Origin of the sequence: Geomonas agri, assembly GCF_020179605.1 — a bacterium.
Taxonomy (GTDB): domain Bacteria; phylum Desulfobacterota; class Desulfuromonadia; order Geobacterales; family Geobacteraceae; genus Geomonas; species Geomonas agri.
The window spans coordinates 154589-174655 of the sequence record NZ_JAINZO010000001.1; the positions used below are offsets into that span (position 1 = coordinate 154589).

At 59.1% G+C, this 20067-nt stretch carries 19 protein-coding genes and 1 riboswitch; of the genes, 17 read left to right on the forward strand and 2 right to left on the reverse strand.

Going from position 1 to position 20067, the window contains the following annotated elements; genetic code table 11:
• Window positions 1–31: 31 nt before the first annotated feature.
• Entirely contained in the window at window positions 32–1399 is a 1368-nt protein-coding gene (locus K7R21_RS00790; RefSeq protein WP_224981313.1) for a helix-turn-helix domain-containing protein, read from the forward strand.
• A gap of 82 nt (window positions 1400–1481) precedes the next feature.
• Here the strand turns inward: K7R21_RS00790 and K7R21_RS00795 are convergent, their stop codons facing one another.
• Window positions 1482–2105, reverse strand: a complete 624-nt coding sequence (locus K7R21_RS00795; protein ID WP_224981314.1) for a hypothetical protein — start codon at window positions 2103–2105, stop codon at window positions 1482–1484.
• Between the two features lie 1114 nt (window positions 2106–3219).
• Between K7R21_RS00795 and K7R21_RS20895 the strand changes: the two genes are divergently transcribed.
• From K7R21_RS20895 to K7R21_RS00820, 5 genes are all read left to right on the forward strand, one after another.
• On the forward strand, window positions 3220–3450 hold the full coding sequence (locus tag K7R21_RS20895; RefSeq protein WP_224981315.1) for a DUF6011 domain-containing protein: 231 nt from the start codon (window positions 3220–3222) through the stop codon (window positions 3448–3450).
• 247 nt (window positions 3451–3697) lie between these two features.
• Complete coding sequence (locus tag K7R21_RS00805) at window positions 3698–4732, forward strand: hypothetical protein (protein WP_224981316.1); 1035 nt, start codon at window positions 3698–3700, stop codon at window positions 4730–4732.
• Window positions 4733–5348: 616 nt separating this feature from the next.
• Window positions 5349–7604 carry a nitric-oxide reductase large subunit gene (locus tag K7R21_RS00810; protein WP_224981318.1) on the forward strand — a complete coding sequence of 752 codons (2256 nt, stop codon included), beginning with the start codon at window positions 5349–5351 and terminating at the stop codon, window positions 7602–7604.
• Between the two features lie 279 nt (window positions 7605–7883).
• On the forward strand, window positions 7884–9347 hold the full coding sequence (locus tag K7R21_RS00815; protein ID WP_224981320.1) for a DNA-3-methyladenine glycosylase 2: 1464 nt from the start codon (window positions 7884–7886) through the stop codon (window positions 9345–9347).
• Between the two features lie 29 nt (window positions 9348–9376).
• The gene (locus tag K7R21_RS00820) at window positions 9377–9913 is read left to right on the forward strand and encodes a methylated-DNA--[protein]-cysteine S-methyltransferase (RefSeq protein ID WP_224981321.1); all 537 of its coding nucleotides are present in this window, start codon (window positions 9377–9379) and stop codon (window positions 9911–9913) included.
• 30 nt (window positions 9914–9943) lie between these two features.
• On the opposite strand, the gene K7R21_RS00825 is transcribed toward K7R21_RS00820, so the two are convergent.
• Window positions 9944–10813 (reverse strand): response regulator, encoded by an 870-nt coding sequence (locus K7R21_RS00825; protein ID WP_224981322.1) that lies wholly within the window; start codon window positions 10811–10813, stop codon window positions 9944–9946.
• Between the two features lie 71 nt (window positions 10814–10884).
• A riboswitch (cyclic di-GMP riboswitch) is annotated at window positions 10885–10961 on the reverse strand.
• Between the two features lie 224 nt (window positions 10962–11185).
• Here K7R21_RS00825 and K7R21_RS00830 point away from each other — a divergent pair.
• The 11 genes from K7R21_RS00830 (at window position 11186) to K7R21_RS00880 (ending at window position 19888) form a co-directional block, all read left to right on the forward strand.
• Window positions 11186–11476 (forward strand): hypothetical protein, encoded by a 291-nt coding sequence (locus K7R21_RS00830; RefSeq protein ID WP_224981323.1) that lies wholly within the window; start codon window positions 11186–11188, stop codon window positions 11474–11476.
• The gene (locus tag K7R21_RS00835) at window positions 11473–12207 is read left to right on the forward strand and encodes a FlgO family outer membrane protein (protein ID WP_224981324.1); all 735 of its coding nucleotides are present in this window, start codon (window positions 11473–11475) and stop codon (window positions 12205–12207) included. Before K7R21_RS00830 ends, K7R21_RS00835 begins: the two co-directional genes overlap by 4 nt.
• Window positions 12204–12824 carry a FlgO family outer membrane protein gene (locus K7R21_RS00840; protein WP_224981325.1) on the forward strand — a complete coding sequence of 207 codons (621 nt, stop codon included), beginning with the start codon at window positions 12204–12206 and terminating at the stop codon, window positions 12822–12824. The genes K7R21_RS00835 and K7R21_RS00840 overlap by 4 nt, the downstream gene beginning before the upstream one ends.
• Window positions 12825–13005: 181 nt before the next feature.
• Complete coding sequence (locus tag K7R21_RS00845) at window positions 13006–14235, forward strand: PAS domain-containing protein (RefSeq protein ID WP_224981326.1); 1230 nt, start codon at window positions 13006–13008, stop codon at window positions 14233–14235.
• 295 nt (window positions 14236–14530) lie between these two features.
• Complete coding sequence (locus K7R21_RS00850; RefSeq protein ID WP_224981327.1) at window positions 14531–14764, forward strand: hypothetical protein; 234 nt, start codon at window positions 14531–14533, stop codon at window positions 14762–14764.
• The gene (locus K7R21_RS00855; protein ID WP_224981328.1) at window positions 14761–14925 is read left to right on the forward strand and encodes a hypothetical protein; all 165 of its coding nucleotides are present in this window, start codon (window positions 14761–14763) and stop codon (window positions 14923–14925) included. The genes K7R21_RS00850 and K7R21_RS00855 overlap by 4 nt, the downstream gene beginning before the upstream one ends.
• Window positions 14926–15265: 340 nt before the next feature.
• Window positions 15266–15745, forward strand: a complete 480-nt coding sequence (locus K7R21_RS00860; protein ID WP_224981329.1) for a 4Fe-4S dicluster domain-containing protein — start codon at window positions 15266–15268, stop codon at window positions 15743–15745.
• Between the two features lies 1 nt (window position 15746).
• Window positions 15747–17549 carry an aldehyde ferredoxin oxidoreductase family protein gene (locus K7R21_RS00865; protein WP_224981330.1) on the forward strand — a complete coding sequence of 601 codons (1803 nt, stop codon included), beginning with the start codon at window positions 15747–15749 and terminating at the stop codon, window positions 17547–17549.
• Between the two features lie 150 nt (window positions 17550–17699).
• On the forward strand, window positions 17700–18920 hold the full coding sequence (locus K7R21_RS00870; RefSeq protein ID WP_224981332.1) for an NAD(P)/FAD-dependent oxidoreductase: 1221 nt from the start codon (window positions 17700–17702) through the stop codon (window positions 18918–18920).
• A gap of 11 nt (window positions 18921–18931) precedes the next feature.
• Entirely contained in the window at window positions 18932–19216 is a 285-nt protein-coding gene (locus tag K7R21_RS00875; RefSeq protein ID WP_224981334.1) for a MoaD/ThiS family protein, read from the forward strand.
• A gap of 3 nt (window positions 19217–19219) precedes the next feature.
• Complete coding sequence (locus tag K7R21_RS00880; protein ID WP_224981336.1) at window positions 19220–19888, forward strand: HesA/MoeB/ThiF family protein; 669 nt, start codon at window positions 19220–19222, stop codon at window positions 19886–19888.
• The last annotated feature ends 179 nt before the right edge of the window (window positions 19889–20067 follow it).

A 20067-nucleotide genomic window follows, 5' to 3' on the forward strand; every position in this document is an offset into this window, starting at 1 on the left:
ATTACGTGCCAACGCCGTCACGAGGGAGATTATGATTCCTGTATTAAACACTGCCAAAACCCTCACAGAACCGCACCAGCTTGAACTTTTTGGTTACCACTCACTCCATCGGGGTGGCTTTTTCTCCCTCGTCACCAAAACGAACGTAACACGACAAAAATCCTATCCGATGAATGCCCTTCCTGTCGTTATAAGGTCAGTTAACCCTAAAATCGATACCTACCTCTCCCAGGCTGAATTTTTCCGGCCGAATCGGCGAATCGTTAACCTGGCCCACCTTGGTGTTTCGTTCGTCGACCTGGATTCCTACAAGACGATCACGTACAAGGAAATTTCGTCTGATCAAATGGTCGGAGAATTGCTTCTGCATTGTATTGACTGCGACATACCTATGCCGTCTGTGATTCTATTCAGTGGGCAAGGTTATTACGCCAAGTGGTTTTACACTAGAGCCATTCCGCGCCAGGCGCTGCCTCGCTGGAACGCCCTACAAAATGAGCTCTGCCAACGATTCGTGAAGTTTGGTGCTGATCGGAAAGCGCGAGATGCTTCCAGGATCCTCCGTCTCGAGGGTACCTGTAACACAAAAACGGGTGGCTATTGCCGGGTGATCTGGCCTGACGCTGGCAAAGAGCCAATACACTACGATTTCGATGCGCTTTGTGACGCTGTGCTGCCGTTCTCCCGTGACGAACTCACCGACCTGCGTGACGAACGTGCTGCAAAAAAAGTCATCAGGGATGCGGAAGTCGCCGCTAGGAGGGCCAGCCTTACCTTGGTCAAGGGGGGTGGCAAGGCAGGAAACCTGCGGCGGTTTAACCCACTCCAGCTTTCATGGGACCGTTTGGAGGACCTTCGTGCTCTCGCTAAGCTGCGCGGCGGCGTCCAGGTCGGAATGCGTGACGAGTTCCTTTATCTTGCGACATGTACTCTCGCCCACATTGTCGATCCTGGGACGCTAAAGTTAGAACTGCACCAACTCGCGCATGAGTTTGCGCCGAGTCTCACAATCTCCGAGGTCGTGGGGTATACCTCAACGGCTGTCAAACGCGCAGAAGACGCTGCCACGGGTTCCAAAATCAATTTTAACGGCAAGCTTGTAGATTCCAGATATAAGTTCCGAAACTCCACGCTGGTTGACCGCCTGGAAATCACGCCAGACGAGGAGCGCCACCTCAAAACCATCATTTCCGAAGCAGAAGCTCGTCGCCGTGACGCTGCCCGTAAATACGACCTTCGTCATGCAGCCGGCGCGACCACCCGATCCGAATACCTCGCCCAAGCCGAGCGCAACCGAGAAAGGGCCATCATCCTCCGCAGTCAGGGGCTCAAGATCAAAGTTATTGCGCAGGACCTTAAGGTTAGCGTGAGTGCGGTGGAAAAGTACCTGAAAGCGTAAAAGACAGAAGCACAGGGTCCCCACTTATATACATACGGACGGACTTTACGGGGTCATGAATCAGGTTCTGAGGGGCATTCCTCTAACCGTCAAAATTAGATAGCTCCCTCTCCATGCGGTCTTTGAGAGCCGCTTCTCTTGTTGCACGGGCAGTAGTGATTTCGTCTTTGCTTAATCTCCTGCCTCCAGATTTAGACAACGTTATCTCTCCGGCGGTCTCGGCAGCATGAGAGGCATACAACCAAAAGCGATTGGTGCAATCTTTCATATAACGTATATTATTGTTAAGGCATCGTATTTCGCCAAGAGTGTCTGTAAAACGAGTCTTATATTCGCGCACGACCTTCTTAAAGTACCGCTCATCCAAGACGGTAAGGCGCGGTTCCAACCGCGTGAGAATATCTTCGACGCTGGCTTGTTGATATTCGATAATTTTTTGTCGCGACATCGATTCCATCTGCAACTCAACTATGTAGTTGGACACAAGAAAATAAATCTCTTCACGTCGACGATCTTCCCCCCTGATTTTACGGATGATACGACATATGATCTCAGTGCAAACTAGGGATTGATTGATACTTGTATTAGGCATAACTAAGAAGTGAAGCCATGTGTCAGAAAGGTGCATTGGCAGATAACATTGTGGCTCAGGGATACCCGCCTCGCCTATCTCTTTAAAAAAATCTTCGATTATTTCTGCAAGCATGTACTCCCCCCTCTGTCCCTCGGTTTTCTACCCTTATCGTCCATTATCACCATTTCTTGAAGTGCGCCTGAATTCTGTGAATCGGATTCAAATTCTGACTCAGGATGGGCACCATCGTTGACCCACCACAACATGCGCTCATCTAGCCAGTTACGCATCAAGCTGGTTACGGTTCAGTGCCTTTGCAGGGTAGATTGGTAGCCGGATCACAATAGCCTCATCGACGTGATCAACGAGTGCGAGCTGGCGCCTGAGGAAAATCAACTTCTCCTGAATACGCAAGCGGCACACTACTACAACTTCATCCTGACCAACCTGGGCCAGGGGGGGGGCACGAGGCAAAGATCTCCAACAGCGGCAGACGTAAACGGCTCCGCCAGCGCCTCGGCTCTGCTCGACAAGGGCTCCCTGAGTGTCGAAGAAGTCCAGGCCGTTAACTCTACTAATGGGATCGTGCTTCAGTAGCGCCTGTTTCCCAGTGGGCTTCAGCGGCTCAGGAAGCCGGGGGGACAACGGCCGGCACCTTAGAACGGAAGATGCCGGCTGCACAGATGGCAGCCGGCATCTTCATCCTTCTTGGCGTCTTTTCAAAGCCACCTAAGCCCCGTATGGAGCACTGCATCCATGATGCCTTTCCCTTTTTTCATCTTATCCCAGGTGTTTTCGAGATTCTTCATGCCTTAGTCTCCTGAGTGTGTCCTCCCGCGCGGCTGGGATTTCGAGCAGGTGCAGAACGAGGAACACTAGGACAGCTGAAGGACTGGAGGTCATGGGGGAGCGTACGTGACTTAGCCACGGTCGCCGGGATTGCCCATGGCTGCGGAAGGCTCCCATAGTTCCACCATGGGAGGTATGCCGCCGGGATGAACGCTCACTGGGGGGATGTGTTCGTCTCCGGTATTGTCGTGGGGCGGCTGATTGACATGCAAGCCGCAGCAGTAATTGACGCTGTGAAGAATCATCATTTCCTGTCGGGGGGGCTGTTCACTTGGTGCTTCGGGAAGCGGACTGGCTCGCCCGGGAAATGGAAGATCTGCAGGTTGTTGACTTGCTGGCCAAGGGGAGCTGTTGCTGGCCTCACCAGTAAAGAGAAACAACAGGAAGGGAGGATTGTATGGGTGAGGAGAGAAATAGACGCGCGGCTGCCGGCCCGCGCTGTAGGGTGTGCCACAGAAGGCTTACCTCCAGTGCCACAATCGCGGCTGGGATTGGCAAGCAATGCTCGAGGAAAGAAAGGGGTATCACAAGCAGGTCCCCCAGGCTGAAGATCGGCAGCGCGATGGTAGAAAGCCACCCTGATCAGCTAGAATTCTCGTTTGCTGAAGTCTATATCAAATCGGATTGAGCTTTGCTCCGGAGCTCTTAAGGGTGCAAGCTTCCGGCGTTGAAGGAGCATCGGCATTGTAATTTGGGTTGATGCCGCCAGACTGGAAGACCCAGTATCAAAGTCGATTTGATCTGAGTAAGGGTAGTATCAGCTACTTCTAGTAGCGGGTTTTTATTAATGCATTTTTTGCTTATTGCTGTTATAAAACGTCCGTTGTGGTCCGTTACTGTCGGACATATTTTCTAAACAAAAGGCAGAATGAGCAATGGAGCGTTCCATCGATGGGTTTGGAGGTGGTGGGCCGGCAGATCTTAAAGGAGACCTGCAACACATCCAGGATGTGTCCCTCGCCATTAAGGCAGATAGGAATTACTGGTTTATCAGAACTGACGGTGGGTTCTACTACCGCCTCTTTGTCGAGAAGGGTATCGTGGCCATTGGCTACACCAAAATTCAGGTGCCGGAACCGGCGGACGGGACCACGAAAAAAAGTATCCTTGGTGATGTCCTAGAGCAGGTCCGAAAGCGGCATCCAGAAGCGAAGCGGCCTGGGCAGATTGCCAAGCAGGTCATGACCTTCACAAACCTTATACAGGCGGGAGATGTCGTCATCATCCCAGGAGTTAACTCCACAGTATTAAGTTTCGGCATCGTCGTTGATGATTTGGTTGAGGACGCTGTGATCCGCGAAGGTGACGATGCTTTTGAGCTTCGCACCAGGAAGGTCCACTGGGTTAAGTCGATACCCAAGCGAGCCCTAAATCCTTACCTCTACAGCATGTTCTTTGCTCACCAGACGATCTCCAACGGGAACGAATACGGCAAGTATATCGATAACACGCTCAGCGACTTTTTCGTAAAAGACGGGAAGGCCCATCTGCAGCTCCAGGTTGAAAAGAGCGACGACATCAATGCCCGGGCACTCTTCCAGGCGTGCCTCGACCTTTTGAACCTCACGGATGATTGTCTCCAGTATGTGGGGCTTCCGGAGCGTACGGACAATGTTGAAGTGAAGGTCAACATAAATTCCCCTGGAACCGTAGACTTTATGGCCCACAGTTTCAACGCCATTGCGGTTCTGGGCATCCTGATTTTTGCCGTGACTGGTGCTAATTTCAGCCTAAAAATCGGCGGAAGTGTGGTAGAGTTTAAGACCGAGGGATTGATTTCTAAAGTGAGGGAGTTCCTTGCTCAAAGGAGTAAAAACCAAGCCCTCGACGCAATGGTGAAAGAACTTCAGTCGTTAGAGATGAAGAGCCCGAAGGATATCGTTGAGGTCATCAAAAAAGTGGTGAAATGAGCATGGCCTTTTCAGACATTATGGCAAAAATCGGTATGTCGATGGCCTATTACGGGAGCTTTGGGGCAGCTGCTTCCTTCTTCGCCAAAATAATACCGAACGAGGTGATTGGGGGGGCAGTGGTTCTGTCATCCTTATGCCTTGCGTACATCCTCAAAAGGACCCTGCACATTACATTCATCGGTTCAGGGATGAACCGGCAGACACACTAATGCTTTGATGGTGTTTTTGGTGGTATCACGAACAACTAAATATGTAAAAACGTTAAAAGTTGAGGTGTTATCTAGTTAGTGTGATACCCCTCTCTGCACCATATTGAAATTTTTAGGTAAAGAAGCGGGATTGGTCTTATGGCTAATTCCGCTTTTCCGTTTTTTGGATGAGTGCCCACGCACGGCGCTACCCGCTGCGCTCACCCAATGCTGTGATCGTGGATAACGGTTCCGGTAGTGGGCGCATCCTCCCCTCATGTTTGACACACGAAGAGAGACTGATACATTCTTCGTTGTGGTAATTCGAACACCCCTCCTCCAAATCCCCTAATAACAGTACAGCCTCGTGCAGAGTCATGAAGTGTTGAACCGGTTGTCGTTAAAACATAGTAATGGAGGTTTCCATGAACGTGCGCGATAAAAACTTGGTTCTCTCACCCCGGTGGCTAGTGACTGCAGTGGTCACTTTCCTCTTCGGATTTTCCGTGATGGGCTACCTCGCCTACCGCAACGCCTACGAGGGGCCGCCGGTCCCGCGGGAGGTGCGGGTGACGGACGGCACGGTGCTCTACACCGGCGACGATGTCATGGCCGGACAGCAGATCTTCCAGAAGCTGGGGCTCATGCAGTACGGGACCATTTTCGGCCACGGCGCATACCTGGGCCCGGACTTTACCGCCCAATACCTGCACTTAAGCGGCGAGAAGCAGGTGGGGTACTATGCGGGGCAAGGACTTTCCGCAGCGGATGCGGCAGCCAAGGTGCGCACCGAGTTCAGGGGTAACAGCTACGTCCCGGAAAGCGGCCAGCTTACCTTTTCTCCTGCCAGGGCACGCGCGCACTCGGAACTCATCGACTACTACCGCGGCTGGTTTGGACCGCTGCAGACCCAGCAGGGTTTGAAGCGTCCTTACCTGAGCGACCCGGAGGAAATCAGGAAGCTCACGGCCTATTTCTCTTGGGCCGCCTGGACCAGCACCGCACAGCGCCCCGGCACCGAACACTCCTATACCAACAACTGGCCCCCGGATGATCTTGCCGGCAACCGACCTACATCGGGGGCACTGCTTTGGAGCGTGCTGAGCCTGATCGCCCTGCTCTGCGGCACCGGTGCCACCCTCTTCGTATTCGGGCGCTACGAGTTCCTGGGGTGGCATACGGCAGACGAATATTCGTCGAAGATGGGCGCGCCGGAAAAGGTGCAGCTCACCCCGTCGCAACGCACGGTGGCCTGGTACTTCCTGGTGGTTTCCGGGCTATTCCTCCTGCAGGGGCTTCTGGGCGGTGTGAACGCCCACTATCACGTCGAGCCGGCAGGTTTTTACGGCTTCTCGCTGGGTGACATCCTGCCGTATAACCTCTCCCGCATGTGGCACGTGCAGCTCGCCCTCTTCTTCGTGGCCTCGAGCTTTCTCGCCATGGGGATCTTCCTGACCCCCATGATCGCGGGAAAGGAGCCGCCGCATCAGGAGAAACTGGCACTCGTCCTTTTGGGTGCGCTCGTGGTGGTGGTACTGGGGAGCCTCGCCGGGGAGGCGATGAGCCTGAAGGGGATCCTTTCCACTGGCGGCCCATGGTTCTACGTGGGGTCACAGGGGTGGGAGTACCTTGATCTCGGGCGGTTGTGGCAGATACTGCTGACGGTTGGGATGCTGATCTGGCTGGTGATCCTGGTGCGCGGCATGAGGGAACGGCTGCATGGGGAGCATCCGGGAAACATGCCGTGGCTTTTCGTCTACAGCGCCATCTCCATCCCGCTTTTCTACGCAGCCGGCATGCTGTACGGCAAGACGACCCATTTCAACCAGGTGGAGTTCTGGCGCTTCTGGGTGGTGCACCTGTGGGTGGAGGACTTTCTGGAGCTCTTTACCACCATCATGGTTGCCTACGTCTTCATGCTGATGGGGGTGGTGCGCGTGAGGGTCGCCACCACCATCATCTATCTGGACATCATCCTCTACTCCATCGGCGGGGTGCTCGGCACCATGCATCATCTCTACTTCAGCGGCCAGCCCGAAGTACACATGGCGTTCGGTGCGTTCTTCTCCGCCATGGAGGTCATCCCCCTGCTGCTTTTGACCTACGAGGCGTGGAAGTTCATGGGCCTTGGTGCTCCGGCCGGTACTTCCATGCTCAGCACCACGGCGGACATGTTCCCGCACAAGTGGGCGGTGATGTTCCTGATCGCGGTCGGGTTCTGGAACTTCCTGGGCGCGGGGGTGTTCGGCTTCCTGATCAACCTTCCCATCGTGAGCTACTACGAGATCGGCACCCAGTGGACCGCCAATCATGGCCATGGCGCCATGATGGGGGTGTACGGCATGCTCTCCCTGGGCTTTTTCATGTTCGTGGCGCGTTACTTCGTTCCACTTGACCGGGCAAGCAATCGCGCCATGGCCATCGCCTTCTGGTGCACTAACCTGGGGCTCGCCTGCATGCTCTTTCTGAACCTCTTCCCGGTGGGGCTGCTCCAGTTGAGACAGATCCTCACCACTTCCTACTGGCAGGGGAGGCAGCCGGACTTCTTCACCGATCCCATGGTGCGCGTATTTGAGTGGCTGCGCCTGCCGGGTGACACCCTCTTCATCATAGGGATCTTGCCGGTGGTCTATCTTGCCGTGCGCATGTTCCTGAACCGGAACCGGCCGCGTGTCATGTAGGCATCGCGGTAGCGGCTCGTAGCTCTACTAGTGAAATCATGGGACATTTGTGAATTGTTTCGTGGACAGACGTCGTTGATGGAGGCGTTAAAAAGGAAAGGCAAAGCCCCATAAAGTTCAAGTCCCCTCTTTTGCACTACCTACCATCCACAAAGGGCCGCCCGGTATCGGGCGGCCCTTTTGCGTTGTCTGTTCTTGTCATCGCCCTATCTGCAAGCAGGTCCGAAAATAGCCGGTTTTTTGCGAGCGGATGTTGTATCTTGCTACAAGAGGTGGCGTATGGCACAGCATGAAGAACGGATATGGTATGCAGCACTGAAGGCGAAGGACGCGAGGTTCGACGGACACTTTTTCGTCGGGGTCTCCTCGACGGGCATCTATTGCCGGCCGATCTGCAGGGCGAAACTCCCCAAGCCGGAAAACTGTACCTTTTACACGACGGCTGCCGCTGCGGAGCAGGCGGGTTTCCGTCCCTGCCTTTTGTGCCGGCCGGAACGCGCCCCGGGGACCGCTCCGGTCGATGCCACTCTCGCCCTGGTCCATCGCGCCAAGGTACTGCTGGAAGAAAACTGCGGCAGCGGGGTGAGCGTCGAGGCAATCGCCGAGCAACTCGGCTGTACCGACCGTCACATGCGCCGTGTTTTTTCGGCCGCCTACAACGTCACTCCTGTTCAATACCTGCAAACCTGCCGGTTGCTGCTGGCTAAAAGCCTGCTTACCGATACCGACCTTTCGGTCATCGACGTGGCGATGGCGGCCGGTTTCGGCAGCTTGCGGCGCTTCAACGACCTCTTCAAGACGAGGTACCGCATGGCGCCCACGGCCTTTCGCCGGCAATCCCCCACTACCAAAAGCCGGGATAACGCCATCGTGCTCGCCTTGGGGTATCGTCCTCCCTACCAGTGGCGGCAGATGCTGGACTTTCTCGCCCAGCGCGCCATTGCCGGGGTGGAGACGGTAATCGACGGCGCATACGTGCGCACGGTGCATCTCGTCAGCGCAGAGAAGGGGCACGTGTTTGGCTGGGTACGGGTGGGGCACCGGCCGGAAAGCAACGTGCTGACGGTAACGGTGGACGGCGCGCTGCTGCCGGTACTGACCCAAGTGCTGACCCGGATCCGGCACCTCTTCGATCTGTTTTGCGATCCCGATGCGGTGTATGAAGTCCTTGCCGCAATGAACACCATTAGCCCCAACCTGTGCACGCCGGGAACCCGCCTGCCCGGTTGTTTCGATCCCTTCGAGATGGCGGTGCGGGCGGTGCTGGGACAGCAGATTACCGTGAAGGCGGCCCGCACCCTGGCTGCCAGGCTGGTCTCCGCCCACGGCACCCCCGTGGCGACCGGTATCGAGGGGCTCACCCACGCTTTCCCGTCACCGCAACAGGTCATCGCGCTGGATGGCCCCATCGACGGTCATCTCGGCCCCCTCGGCATCACCGGGGCACGGGCGCGCACCATCCTCGAGTTGGCGCAGGCCATGGTGTGGGAAAAGATAAATTTCAACTTCGGCGCCGAACCGCACACGGAGCTGAAAAAGCTGATGGCGATTCCCGGCATCGGCCCCTGGACCGCGCAGTACATCGCCATGCGAGCCATGGGATGGCCCGATGCCTTTCCCGACACCGATTTCGGGGTCAAAAAGGCATTGGCGCCGCGCACTGCAAAGGAAATATCGGCCTTGGCCGAAACGTGGCGCCCCTGGCGCAGTTATGCAACGGTTAATTTATGGAACTCGCTGTAAGCGCACCAGACGGTGCAGGAGGTGGATAGATGTTTGTCACACGTTATGACTCACCCTTGGGTAGGATCATGCTCGCCAGCGACGGGGACAGCCTGGTCGGATTGTGGCTGGAGGGGCAGAAATATTTTGCGGCGACCCTGGCGGAAGAGACGGAGGAAAAAGCGGACCTCCCGGTATTCGTGGCGGCGCGACGCTGGCTGGACGGCTATTTTCGAGGGGAGCGACCAGCCGTTACCGACCTCCCACTGGCACCCAAGGGGGGAGCGTTCCGCAGGGCCGTCTGGGACATCCTGTGCGAGATCCCCTACGGTGAAGTCGTCAGCTACGGCGACATCGCCAAAAGGATCGCCGCGCGGACCGGCAAGGCGAGCATGTCCGCGCAGGCTGTCGGCGGGGCGGTGGGGCACAACCCCATCTCGATCGTGATCCCGTGTCACCGGGTGGTGGGGGCAGATGGCAGCCTGACCGGTTATGCTGGGGGCATCGGCAAAAAGATCACACTGCTGCAGCACGAGGGCGCGGACCTGTCGCGGTTGCGCACGCCCGCGCGCGGGACGGCTCTTTGAGCGGCAGATCCGTCCAGAACGGGCGGTCCCTCAGTACTCATCGGACATAGAGAGGGCGCGTTCTACCTTCACGGAGAGGGTGGCTTCGCGCAAGGGCTTGGGGATGAAGTCGAAGAAGCCGCGGCGCAGGGCAGTGGCTTCTTCATCGACGGTGGCGGTGGAGGTGATCAGTATCACTGGGACGCTGGCGGTCTCGGGGAAGGTGCGCAGGCTCTCCAGGACGGCGTAGCCATTCAGCTTGGGCATCTCCTTGTCCGTGATCACCAGGTCGAAGCGGTTGGACATGATCTCTTTGAACGCTTCCATGCCGTCGCCGGCACAGACGACGTGGTACCCCTTGCGCCTGAGCGACGAACTGATGAACTGGCTCACCGCCTGGTCGTCGTCCACGATCAACACGCTCTTCTTGTCGGAGGCGGCCGCCGGAGCGGATTTGAGGTAGTGCACCTTGATCGCCAGCATGATCTCCCGGCGGGGGGCCACGAAGGGGACTATGCCCACGTTGTGTTCCTCGGCGATGCTGCGCAGTACCTCGGTAAGGGTCGGATCGCCGATGGCGACGGCGAGTTTGCCGTCCTGATGCTTCAGCGGGAAGATCAGGTTGGCCATGGCCACCCTAGCCGGGACCATCTTGAGCAGGTCGTTGGCATACCGGTAGTGGTGGAAGTCCCCCAGGTATTTCATACCGTGCTGCTGCGCCAGCGCCTGAGCCAGTTCGTCTGGCGTGACCAGTTCCAACTCCTCGAGCACTGTGCCGAAGCGCTTACCTTTCTTGCGTGCGTAAGCTACCAGTCTTTCCACGGTAACGGCGGAAAGTATCCCCCTCTCCACGAAGATCTCTCCCAGCTTCTTCCTGGTGCTGTGCTCGTTGCGCGGTACCGCCTGTTGTGCAAGCTCCATGAGATCCCCTTGGTCGCCGCCGACTCCCGCGTCTGGACGCAAAAAAGCCGGGGCCGAATATCGTGTGATATTTCGGCAACCCGGCTGTCTCGTGGAGACCCTTTAGGCTTTCCGTCCCATCCTCGCGAATGGTTTAGTATTATCGTATATCGCTAATTAAGTTTTTACCGTGCTTACACTCACAAGCACTCGCTTGTCAAGCGTAAACAACTGAGGACACTGGCAAAGAAGGAATCAGCACGACATTGGCGCTGGTTTTTGTGGTTAATAGTGGGAGAAGATTTCCCTTTTCCTGACTTAAGAATGAAGTCGTCGGTCCGATGAGTGAATCTTGATGCAAGAACTGTCAAATAAACTCATCCAGGAGGGACGATGAAACGACTGGCTTTATTCGTGTTGCTGTCCAGCGCCGTAGCTGGCTGTGCCACAACCACCCCCGTGGTACTCAATGACGGTGTCAGGAGCCGCACCTTCATTCCCTGCACTACCGATTCTCTGTGCTTTCGTGACGGGTACAACGTGACCTGGGACAACTGGTGCTCTAACATCAACCGCGACTACCCTGTCTCCTACCGGTTGAAGCAGTTCGAGTACATGTCCAACCGCGTCGAGTACATCCTGCAACCGCGCACAGAGATCGGGCGCGAGGGAGGTGACCTGTGAGATACCACGTCAAGGCACTGGCACTTATAGCCGCCGTCGGGCTGTTTTCGGCCTGCGCCAACTCCGCCACCATGGGCCCTGCTTCCATGCACCGGGACGCTGACAGCTACCAGAAAGAGAGCCTCGCTTCGGACCAGCGCTACATCGTGGACGAGCCGCTGCAGGTTCAGGACAGCCTCACCCAAGTGGGCAAATTCAACGCCCGGATGATCTTCATGACCGACCAGCTGGAGAGAAACGCCGACCGCAAGAGCCTGGAGAATACCTTCATCGTCACCAGTTTCGTCAATCTCGACAACCTCAACGAGACCACTTCCTTCGGTAGGCTGGTCGCCGAGGACGTCATCCACGAGCTCCAGGTGCGCAAGTGGAAGGTCTACGAGGTGAGGCTTGCCAAGGACACCACCGTCAACGAGCACGGCGAGTTTTCCCTGAGCCGCGACATTCAGAAGATCCGGGCCCTGTACAAGATCGGCGGCGTGGTCACCGGTACCTATTCCGTTGCCGACAACCACCTGGTCGTCAACGCCAGGGTCATGGACATCGGCACCGGCCTGGTGATCTCCTCGGGGCAGATCCATCTCCCCAGGAACCACTACATTGACAGCCTGCTTTTCCGCGAGGACAGGCTGAGCACCATGAAGATCGTCGGCGATACCCCCTACAGCTGCCGGGACATCCCGACCTGTTGGGGCGGCCAGAGTCCGGCCGGCGAGGGGAGCCGTAAATGAAACCGGTGCGCCTGGTGCTCCTTGCCCTCATCGCCGGTTCCCTGTTGTCGGGATGCGCGGGTACTCTTCCCGTCAACGTGGGGGGGGACTGCCACAACAAGACCCTGCCCATGCTGCTCGACGCTACCGACATGAAGACCCTGTTCCATGACATGGCCCTGGAGCTGTGCACCGACAAGTGCGCCGACCGACAGACCTGCGGCGCGCCCGCCTCCTGCCAGGAGCCGACCGGGGGGAGGGCGACGGTCATGGTGACCGATTTCGCCGACCTGCAGAGCCTCGTCCCCAGCCAGTCGGGGATGCTCATGGGCGAGCTGATGCGGGGCGGGCTGAATTCGGTGTGCTGCTACAAGATCGTGCAGGCGGAGTTCGCCAAGTACTTCAAGCTGTCCGAAAACGGGCTGGTGGTGCTGACCCGCAGGGCCACCGAGGTGAAGAAAAACGAGTACCAGCAGCCCGAGGCGGTGGTGGGGACCTATACCTACCTGAGCAACAACAAGGTCCTCATCTTCGCCCGCAAGATGGACACCGAGACCGGCACCATCTCCAAGATGGTGACCAGGGAGCTCACCTATTCCTGCGGCGGGAGCTCGGTTATCAACTACACCGTCAAGTAAACGGGGTGCCATGCACAGCTAAACGATAAAAGGCTTACCTTCTGCGAGGTAGGCCTTTTTTATAGATGTTTCATTTTGAGGACTTTCGGTCACAGTGGATCACGTTGTAACTAATGCTCAAACTGATAATCTCTAGCATGACCTCGCTCATATAGTTGCTCACACTCAAGTAGGAAGCATGATGGACATAAAGACCCTGATACTCACCTTGTCGTTCGGAAACGCCATCTTTTGTCTGGTGCTTTACATCTTTCAACGAGCTGAGGCCCGGGAACAAAGGAATAGCGACTGGACGCGGGGCAAGCTGCTCCAGTCATGCGGGTGGTTTCTTCTGTACTGGCGCGGTACCATCCCGGAGCTGCTCAGCTTCACTATCGGCAACATCATCCTTATCCTCGGTTTTGCTTACGAGACATGGGCCATCTTGCGCATAGCGGGAACGACCGTCCCCTTAAGGTTGCGCACCGCCTCCTTCATCGCTGTCATCGCCATCTGTGTCTTGGTCACTCCGCTCCCCAGCCCGCTGCGCATCGCGGCCGCGTCCCTTTGCGCCGCCTTCTTCCTCGCTACCAGCGGTTGGGTCCTCCTGCAGCGCCCAGTCAGGAAATCGCCACTGCGCGCTACTCTTGGGTGGTGCATCTGCTTTCTTGCCCTCATCATTGCTGCACGCGGCATCCTCGCCTTCCCCAGCCATGAGTTCAACCTCTTCACCGACAACCTGATTCAGAAGGTTTCCTTTCTCACCATGCTGGCGGGACTTCTGGTCAACGGATTCGGGATCCTTTTGCTTACCAAGGAGGAGGCAGACCAGGAGATAGCGGAGCTTTCCAGGGAGCAACATGCCATCCTGGAAGCGCTGCCGACGGGGCTTTGCATCCTGAAAGACCGGGTCATCTACCGCTGCAATCCCGCTGTCGAGGCGATGTTCAGTTTTGCTGCCGGAGGGCTGAACGGTCGCGACGCCCGGTGCCTGTTCGAAAGCGAGGAGAAGTACCGGGACTACGGCGGGAAGCTGTATGCCGCCATCGAGGCGGTGGGGCGCTTCTCGGGCGAGGTGGAGTACATGCGCCAAAACGGTGAGACGTTCTGGGCCCTGGATCACGCCGTCAAGGTTTGTCCCGAGCAGGGGGATTCCCTGGTCGTCTTCTCGGTGACCGACATCTCGGCTCAGAAGCGGCAGCAGGAAATGCTGACGCGGCAGAAGGAGGAACTCCAGGAGACCCTAGCCAGGACCAAGCGGCTGGAAGGGATGATCTCCATCTGCATGCACTGCAAGAAGATCCACGACAACAACCAGAGCTGGGAGCAGTTGGAGAAGTACCTGACGGAAAACTCCGACGCCCAGTTCAGCCACGGTATTTGCCCTGATTGCTACAACAGGCATTATTCGGAGCAGGGGGGATGCAATTAGGGACACTGCAGGTGTGAAGAGCAACGGTTGGGATAGAGACAATCAACGCATTTCGACAACGGCGCGATGTGCAGAACCTTTCACTGCGAGGTGAAACCGTTTGCACCGACTTTGGGGGGAGCTGGCCCGGCAGGCCGCTGTAACTGTCGGTAATCACAACCGGCAACACAAATCAGCGTGCGTGGCATGGCTTGTGTAAAAAACAGACGCAGCAGCAACAATCCCTTCAAAGGAGTAGGACCCATGAAAAGAACGTTTGCGATTTATGCGGTGACCGCGATAACCTTGCTTTCATTTGCCAGCCAGGGCATGGCCCGGGGCGGGATGGGTGGTGGCGCTGGCCACGGTGGCGGAATGGGCGCAGGGTCCGGTGCCGGGACTGGTGCAGGAATGGGTGCCGGGACTGGTGCAGGAATGGGTGCCGGGACTGGTGCAGGAATGGGGGCCGGGAGCGGTGCAGGGATGGGAGCCGGGAGCGGTGCGGGAATGGGGGCAGGGAACGATGCGGCCGGTACAGGCGCAGGGATGAACGCCGGCATGTCCGGCGCCGCATCGAGCGGGATGGCCAAGGGATCCAAGGGGACGCACGCGAGTATGGCGTCCCAGGCGAAGACGACCATGCCGCAATCGATGCAGGACCGCGCACTCGCCATGCACCAAACTGCAACACAGACCCCGACTACTCCCTAGCAGGGCACAGCGTAGAGGAAAAATCCGCTTGAAGGGCAAGAACGGGGCCCGACAGCGAACCTCTCGGAACTGGATAAAAAGGCTTACCTCTCACGAGGTAAGCCTTTTTTCGTGTCGGGCGCTGTGTGACTTGGCCGTTCTTCCCGTCTCCTTCTCTCGATGATGGTTGTGAACTGGATATTTTTTAAAGTTATGTAATAGTTGTTGCGTTTGTCCCGCGACGACACCTTTACGCAAACTGTCAGGAGGTTGTCTTCTACTTCAGGCACTGATCACTGTGACAACCTGCTCATCGCCTCATCCCACATAGCTGCAGAAGTCATCCAACAGGAGGTTAAGCATGCAGAAGTTGATTCGCGTCGAGCCGTCCAAGTGTATCGGGTGCAAGAACTGCGAGATGTCCTGTTCCTTCAAGCATCGAGGGGAGTTCGCACCGAGCAAGTCCCGCATCGTGAACGAGGTCTTCATGGAGGAGGCCCAGTTCATCACTGTCACCTGCATGCAATGCAACGACCCGTGGTGCCTGAAGGCGTGCCCAAAGGGCGCCATCGACAAGGACGTCACCTCGGGCATCGTCACCGTCGATGACGTGAAGTGCGTCGGCTGCCGCACCTGCGTCAGCGCCTGCCCGTTCGGCATGATCAAGTACCTGGACGAAACCGGCAAGGCGGACAAGTGCAACCTGTGCGGCGGCGATTTCCCGGAGTGCGTTGCCTTCTGTCCGACCCACTGTCTCATGTATTCGGAGGAGGACCTCCCCTTGCGGGAGAAGGTGTTGCGATTCGCCAGGACCATGAAAGACGGACAGGGGGAGGTGTGATATGGGAAACGGCTGGCACGGTAAACTGCTGCGCGTGAATCTGACCGACAAGAGCTGCACCATTGAGCCGCTCAACCTGGAATGGGCCGCCGCCTACGTTGGCGGCCGCGGCCTGGCGTCGAAGTACCTGGCGCAGGAGGTCGATCCCGCCATCGATGCGCTCAACCCCGATAACAAGCTAATCCTCGCAACGGGGCCGCTCACCGGGACCTACGGGGCGGCCAACGGCCGCTACATGGTGGTGACCAAGTCCCCGCTCACCGGCACCATCGCCTGCTCCAACTCGGGAGGGTACTTCCCCTGCGAGCTGAAGTATGCCGGGTACGACCTGGTCATCATCGAGGGGAAAGCCGAAGCGCCCCTGTACCTGAAGATCCACAACGACAAGGTGGAACTGGCCGACGCCACGCACCTGTGGGGCAAGACCACCGACGAGACCGAGGACGCCATCCGCGCCGAATTCCACGGCGACGCCAAGGTCGCCTGTATCGGGCCGGCGGGCGAGAAGCTGGTCCACTTCGCCTGCATCGTGAACGACAAGCACCGGGCCGCGGGGAGAAGCGGTGTGGGCGCGGTGATGGGGAGCAAGAACCTGAAGGCGGTGGCGGTGCGCGGGACCGGCGGCGTGACGGCGGCTGACAAGGCGGCCTTCCGCGAGGGTGCGCGCGAGACCTTGAAGATGCTGCGCCAGCACCCGGTTTCGGCGCAGGGGCTTCCCGCTCTGGGGACGGCGGTCCTGGTCAACATCATCAACCAAAGCGGCGCGCTCCCCACCCGCAACTCGCAAAGCGGCACCTTCGACAAGGCCGAGGATATCTCAGGGGAACGCCTGGCCCAGACCTATCTCAAGCGCAACAAGGGATGCATGGGGTGCGTCATCGCCTGCGGGCGCGTCACCAGGCTCACCGACCCGCGCTTCTCCGGCAGCGGCGAGGGGCCGGAGTACGAGACCCTCTGGGCACTGGGGGCCGACTGCGGCGTGGCCGACCTGGCCGCCATCGTCAAGGCAAACTACCTGTGCGACGAGTACGGCATGGACACCATCACTATGGGGGCGACGGTGGCCTGCGCCATGGAGTTGTACGAGAAAGGGCTCTTGACCGACGCCGACACCGGCATGCCGCTGAAGTTCGGCGACGCCGACGCCATGGTGCGGCTGGTGGAGATGACCGGCAAGGGGGAAGGGTTCGGCACGAGGGCAGGGCAGGGCTCGTACCGGCTGGCCGAGAGCTGCGGCGCTCCCGAACTCTCCATGTCGGTCAAGAAGCAGGAGTTCCCCGCCTACGACGGCCGCGCCATCCAGGGGATGGGGCTCGAGTACGCAACCAGCAATCGCGGCGCCTGCCACGTACGCGGCTACCTGGTGTCGCCGGAGATCCTCGGTGTCCCGGAGAAGCTTGCCCCGGAGGCGGTCGAGGGTAAGGCTGCCTGGGCCAAGGCCTTCCAGGACGTGACCGCGGTGGTCGATTCCGCCGGGGTCTGCCTCTTCACCACCTTCGCTATCGGCATCCCGCAGGTGACAAGGCTCTTCAACGCGGCGACCGGGCACACCCTGACTGAGGAGCAGATGCTGGAGGCGGGGGACCGGATCTACACCATGGAGCGGCTCTTCAACCTGAAGGCGGGGATCGACCCGTCCCAGGACACCCTGCCCAGGCGCATCCTGAGCGAGCCCTTGCCGGACGGGCCGATGAAGGGGGCGGTGTCGCACCTTCCCGAGATGCTGTCGGAGTACTACCGCGCCCGGGGGTGGGAGCAGGGGATTCCGAGCGCGGAGAAGGTGAAGTCGCTGGGGATTTCGTAAGCACATTCTCCCTCTCCCTTTGGGAAAGGGGCGGGGTGAGGGCGCAGCATCATGCTCCGGAGTCACTTCGTGGCAGCGCCCTCACCCGGCTTTCGGCCACCCTCTCCCGAGGGGCGAGGGAAAAGACAGATGTTCCTGGAGGAACGTGGCATGCAGCAGTTTGATATCGTCATCGTCGGCAATTCGGCGGCGGGGTTGCAGGCGGTGCGCACCATACGCCGTCACTCGAGCCGGGTGAGCGTCGCCCTGGTGGACCGGGAAGCGTGCCCGGCCTATTCCCGGGTGCTGACGCCGTACTTCATCGGCGGCAAGACTGGCAGGGAAAACCTATTCATCGTCGACGAGACTTTCTACCGCGACATGGGGGTGACCACGTTGTTCGGGCAGGCGGCGCTCTCCCTCGATGCCGACCGGCGCGAACTGCGGCTGGCCGGCGGGAGCGTGCTCGGCTTCGGCGCGTTGCTCCTCGCCCTGGGAAGCGAGGCGCGCCAGTTCCAGCCGGGGCTCGAGCGGGTCAGCACACTGCGCCATCTTGCGGACGCGGACCGGCTTGCCGCGCTTTTGCAACGGGCCAGATGCGTCACCGCGCTCGGCGCGGGGCTGGTCAGCGTACCGGTACTCTCCCACCTCCCGCCCGAGGTCGAGCGGCACCTGGTGGTCGGCTCGGACCGGATCTTCAGCCGCCTGCTCGATGCCGAGTCGGCGGCGGTCCTGGAGGAGCATTTCCAGGCGGCTGGGGTGGTGCTACACAAGCGCGAGGATATCACCGGGGTGCGGGAGGGGGAGCGGCTGCGGCTGTCGCTCGCCTCGGGCAAAAGCCTCGACAGCGACGTGCTGCTGGTGGGCAAGGGGGTGCTCCCCAACACCCTGCTCGCCCGGGAGGCGGGGCTTGCCGTCGCCGACGGCATCCTCGTCGACGACTGCTGCCGGACCAGTTGTCCCGCTATCTATGCCGCGGGGGACGCGGCCCAGGGCAGGGACTATGTGACCGGCGCGACCACGGTCCAGGGCAACTGGATCACGGCGGTCGAGCAGGGGGAGGTCGCCGCACGCAACATGCTAGGTCTGCAGCAGTGCTATGAAGGGAGCATGAAGAACAACATCACCGAGGTATTCGGCCTTGACGTGGCGGCAATCGGCTATTGCTCCGACGACGCGCCGCGGACCGTTGTGCACGGCTCGCTGGCCTCGCGCCGCTACCGCAAGCTCTTCCTGGACGGTAAAGAGCGCGTCATTGGCGCCGTGCTAATCGGGGAGACCAACGACTCGGGCGTCTACTACCACATGGTGCGGACGCGGCTCTCCTTCCCGGGGCGGCGGCTCGTGCAGGGGGATGCCGGCTACGGAGCCTTCACCCGGCAGATCGCCTGAGGGGAGACGCAATGGTACGGCTCCAGTTTTACGGCACGCTGCGGCTGGCCCTGTCCGGCAGGGAGTACGCCGAGCTTCCCTGGCAGGAGGGGGACACGGTGGCCTCGCTCCTGGAGCGCTTCCAGGCGACCGAGCGCGTTCCGGTGACGGGGAAACTGTTCAGCGGCGACAACCTGCTGCACATCGGCACCATCATCCTTTTGAACCGCAGGAACATCCTGCACCTGGACAAGCTGGAGACCGAGGTCAAGGACGGAGACGTTCTGGCACTCTTTCCGCCGGGAGCGGGAGGGTGAGTCATGGCTGACGACCGCTACGCCAGGCAGCAGCTGTTCTGGGGAGAGGAACAACAGCGCAGGATCGCATCGACGACGCTGGTGGTGGCAGGGGTCGGCGGGCTGGGGGCCACGGTGAGCCAGGTGATGGCGCGCGCCGGCGTCGGCAGGATGCACCTCATCGACGACGGCACGGTCGAGCTGTCCGACCTGCACCGGCAGAGCCTGTACGGGGAATGCGACCTGGGACAAAAGAAGGTACTGGTGGCGCGGCAGCGGTTGCAGGCGATCAACTCCTCAGTCGAGATCGTCAGCCATGACCTTAGGATAGACGGGAGCTTCCGCGTGCCCGGGGAGGCCGTGGTGGTCGCCGACTGCCTGGACAACTTTGCCGGCCGCTTTGCCCTCTATGCCGCACTGCCGGACGGATGCCGCTTCATCCACGGCGGAGTGCAGGGTGATCGCGGCCAGGTGCTGACCCTCATCAAGGGCGAGTCCCAGCCGCTGCAGGAGATCTATGCCGGGAGCCGCCAGCCGGCGGGACCGATCGAGGTGACCCCCTACAGCGTGTTCGTGCTGGGGGGCTTGATGTGCCACGAGCTCTGTGCCGTCATGGCGGGTGCGCCAAGGCTCCTGAACCGGCTGCTGGTGGTCGACCTCACCGACCTTTCCCTTTCCTTCATCGAGGTGTGAGAACGCCGGACCCGATGGCGCAGGACGCCAGCGTGGATGCACGGTGCCGAAGTGCTTGCCTTTCTTGCGTGCGTAGGCGACCTGTCTTGCCACGGTAACGGCGGAAAGTATCCCCTCTCCACCAAGACCTCTCCCAGTTTTTCCCTGGTGCTGCGCTCGTTGCGCGGCGCCGCCTGTTG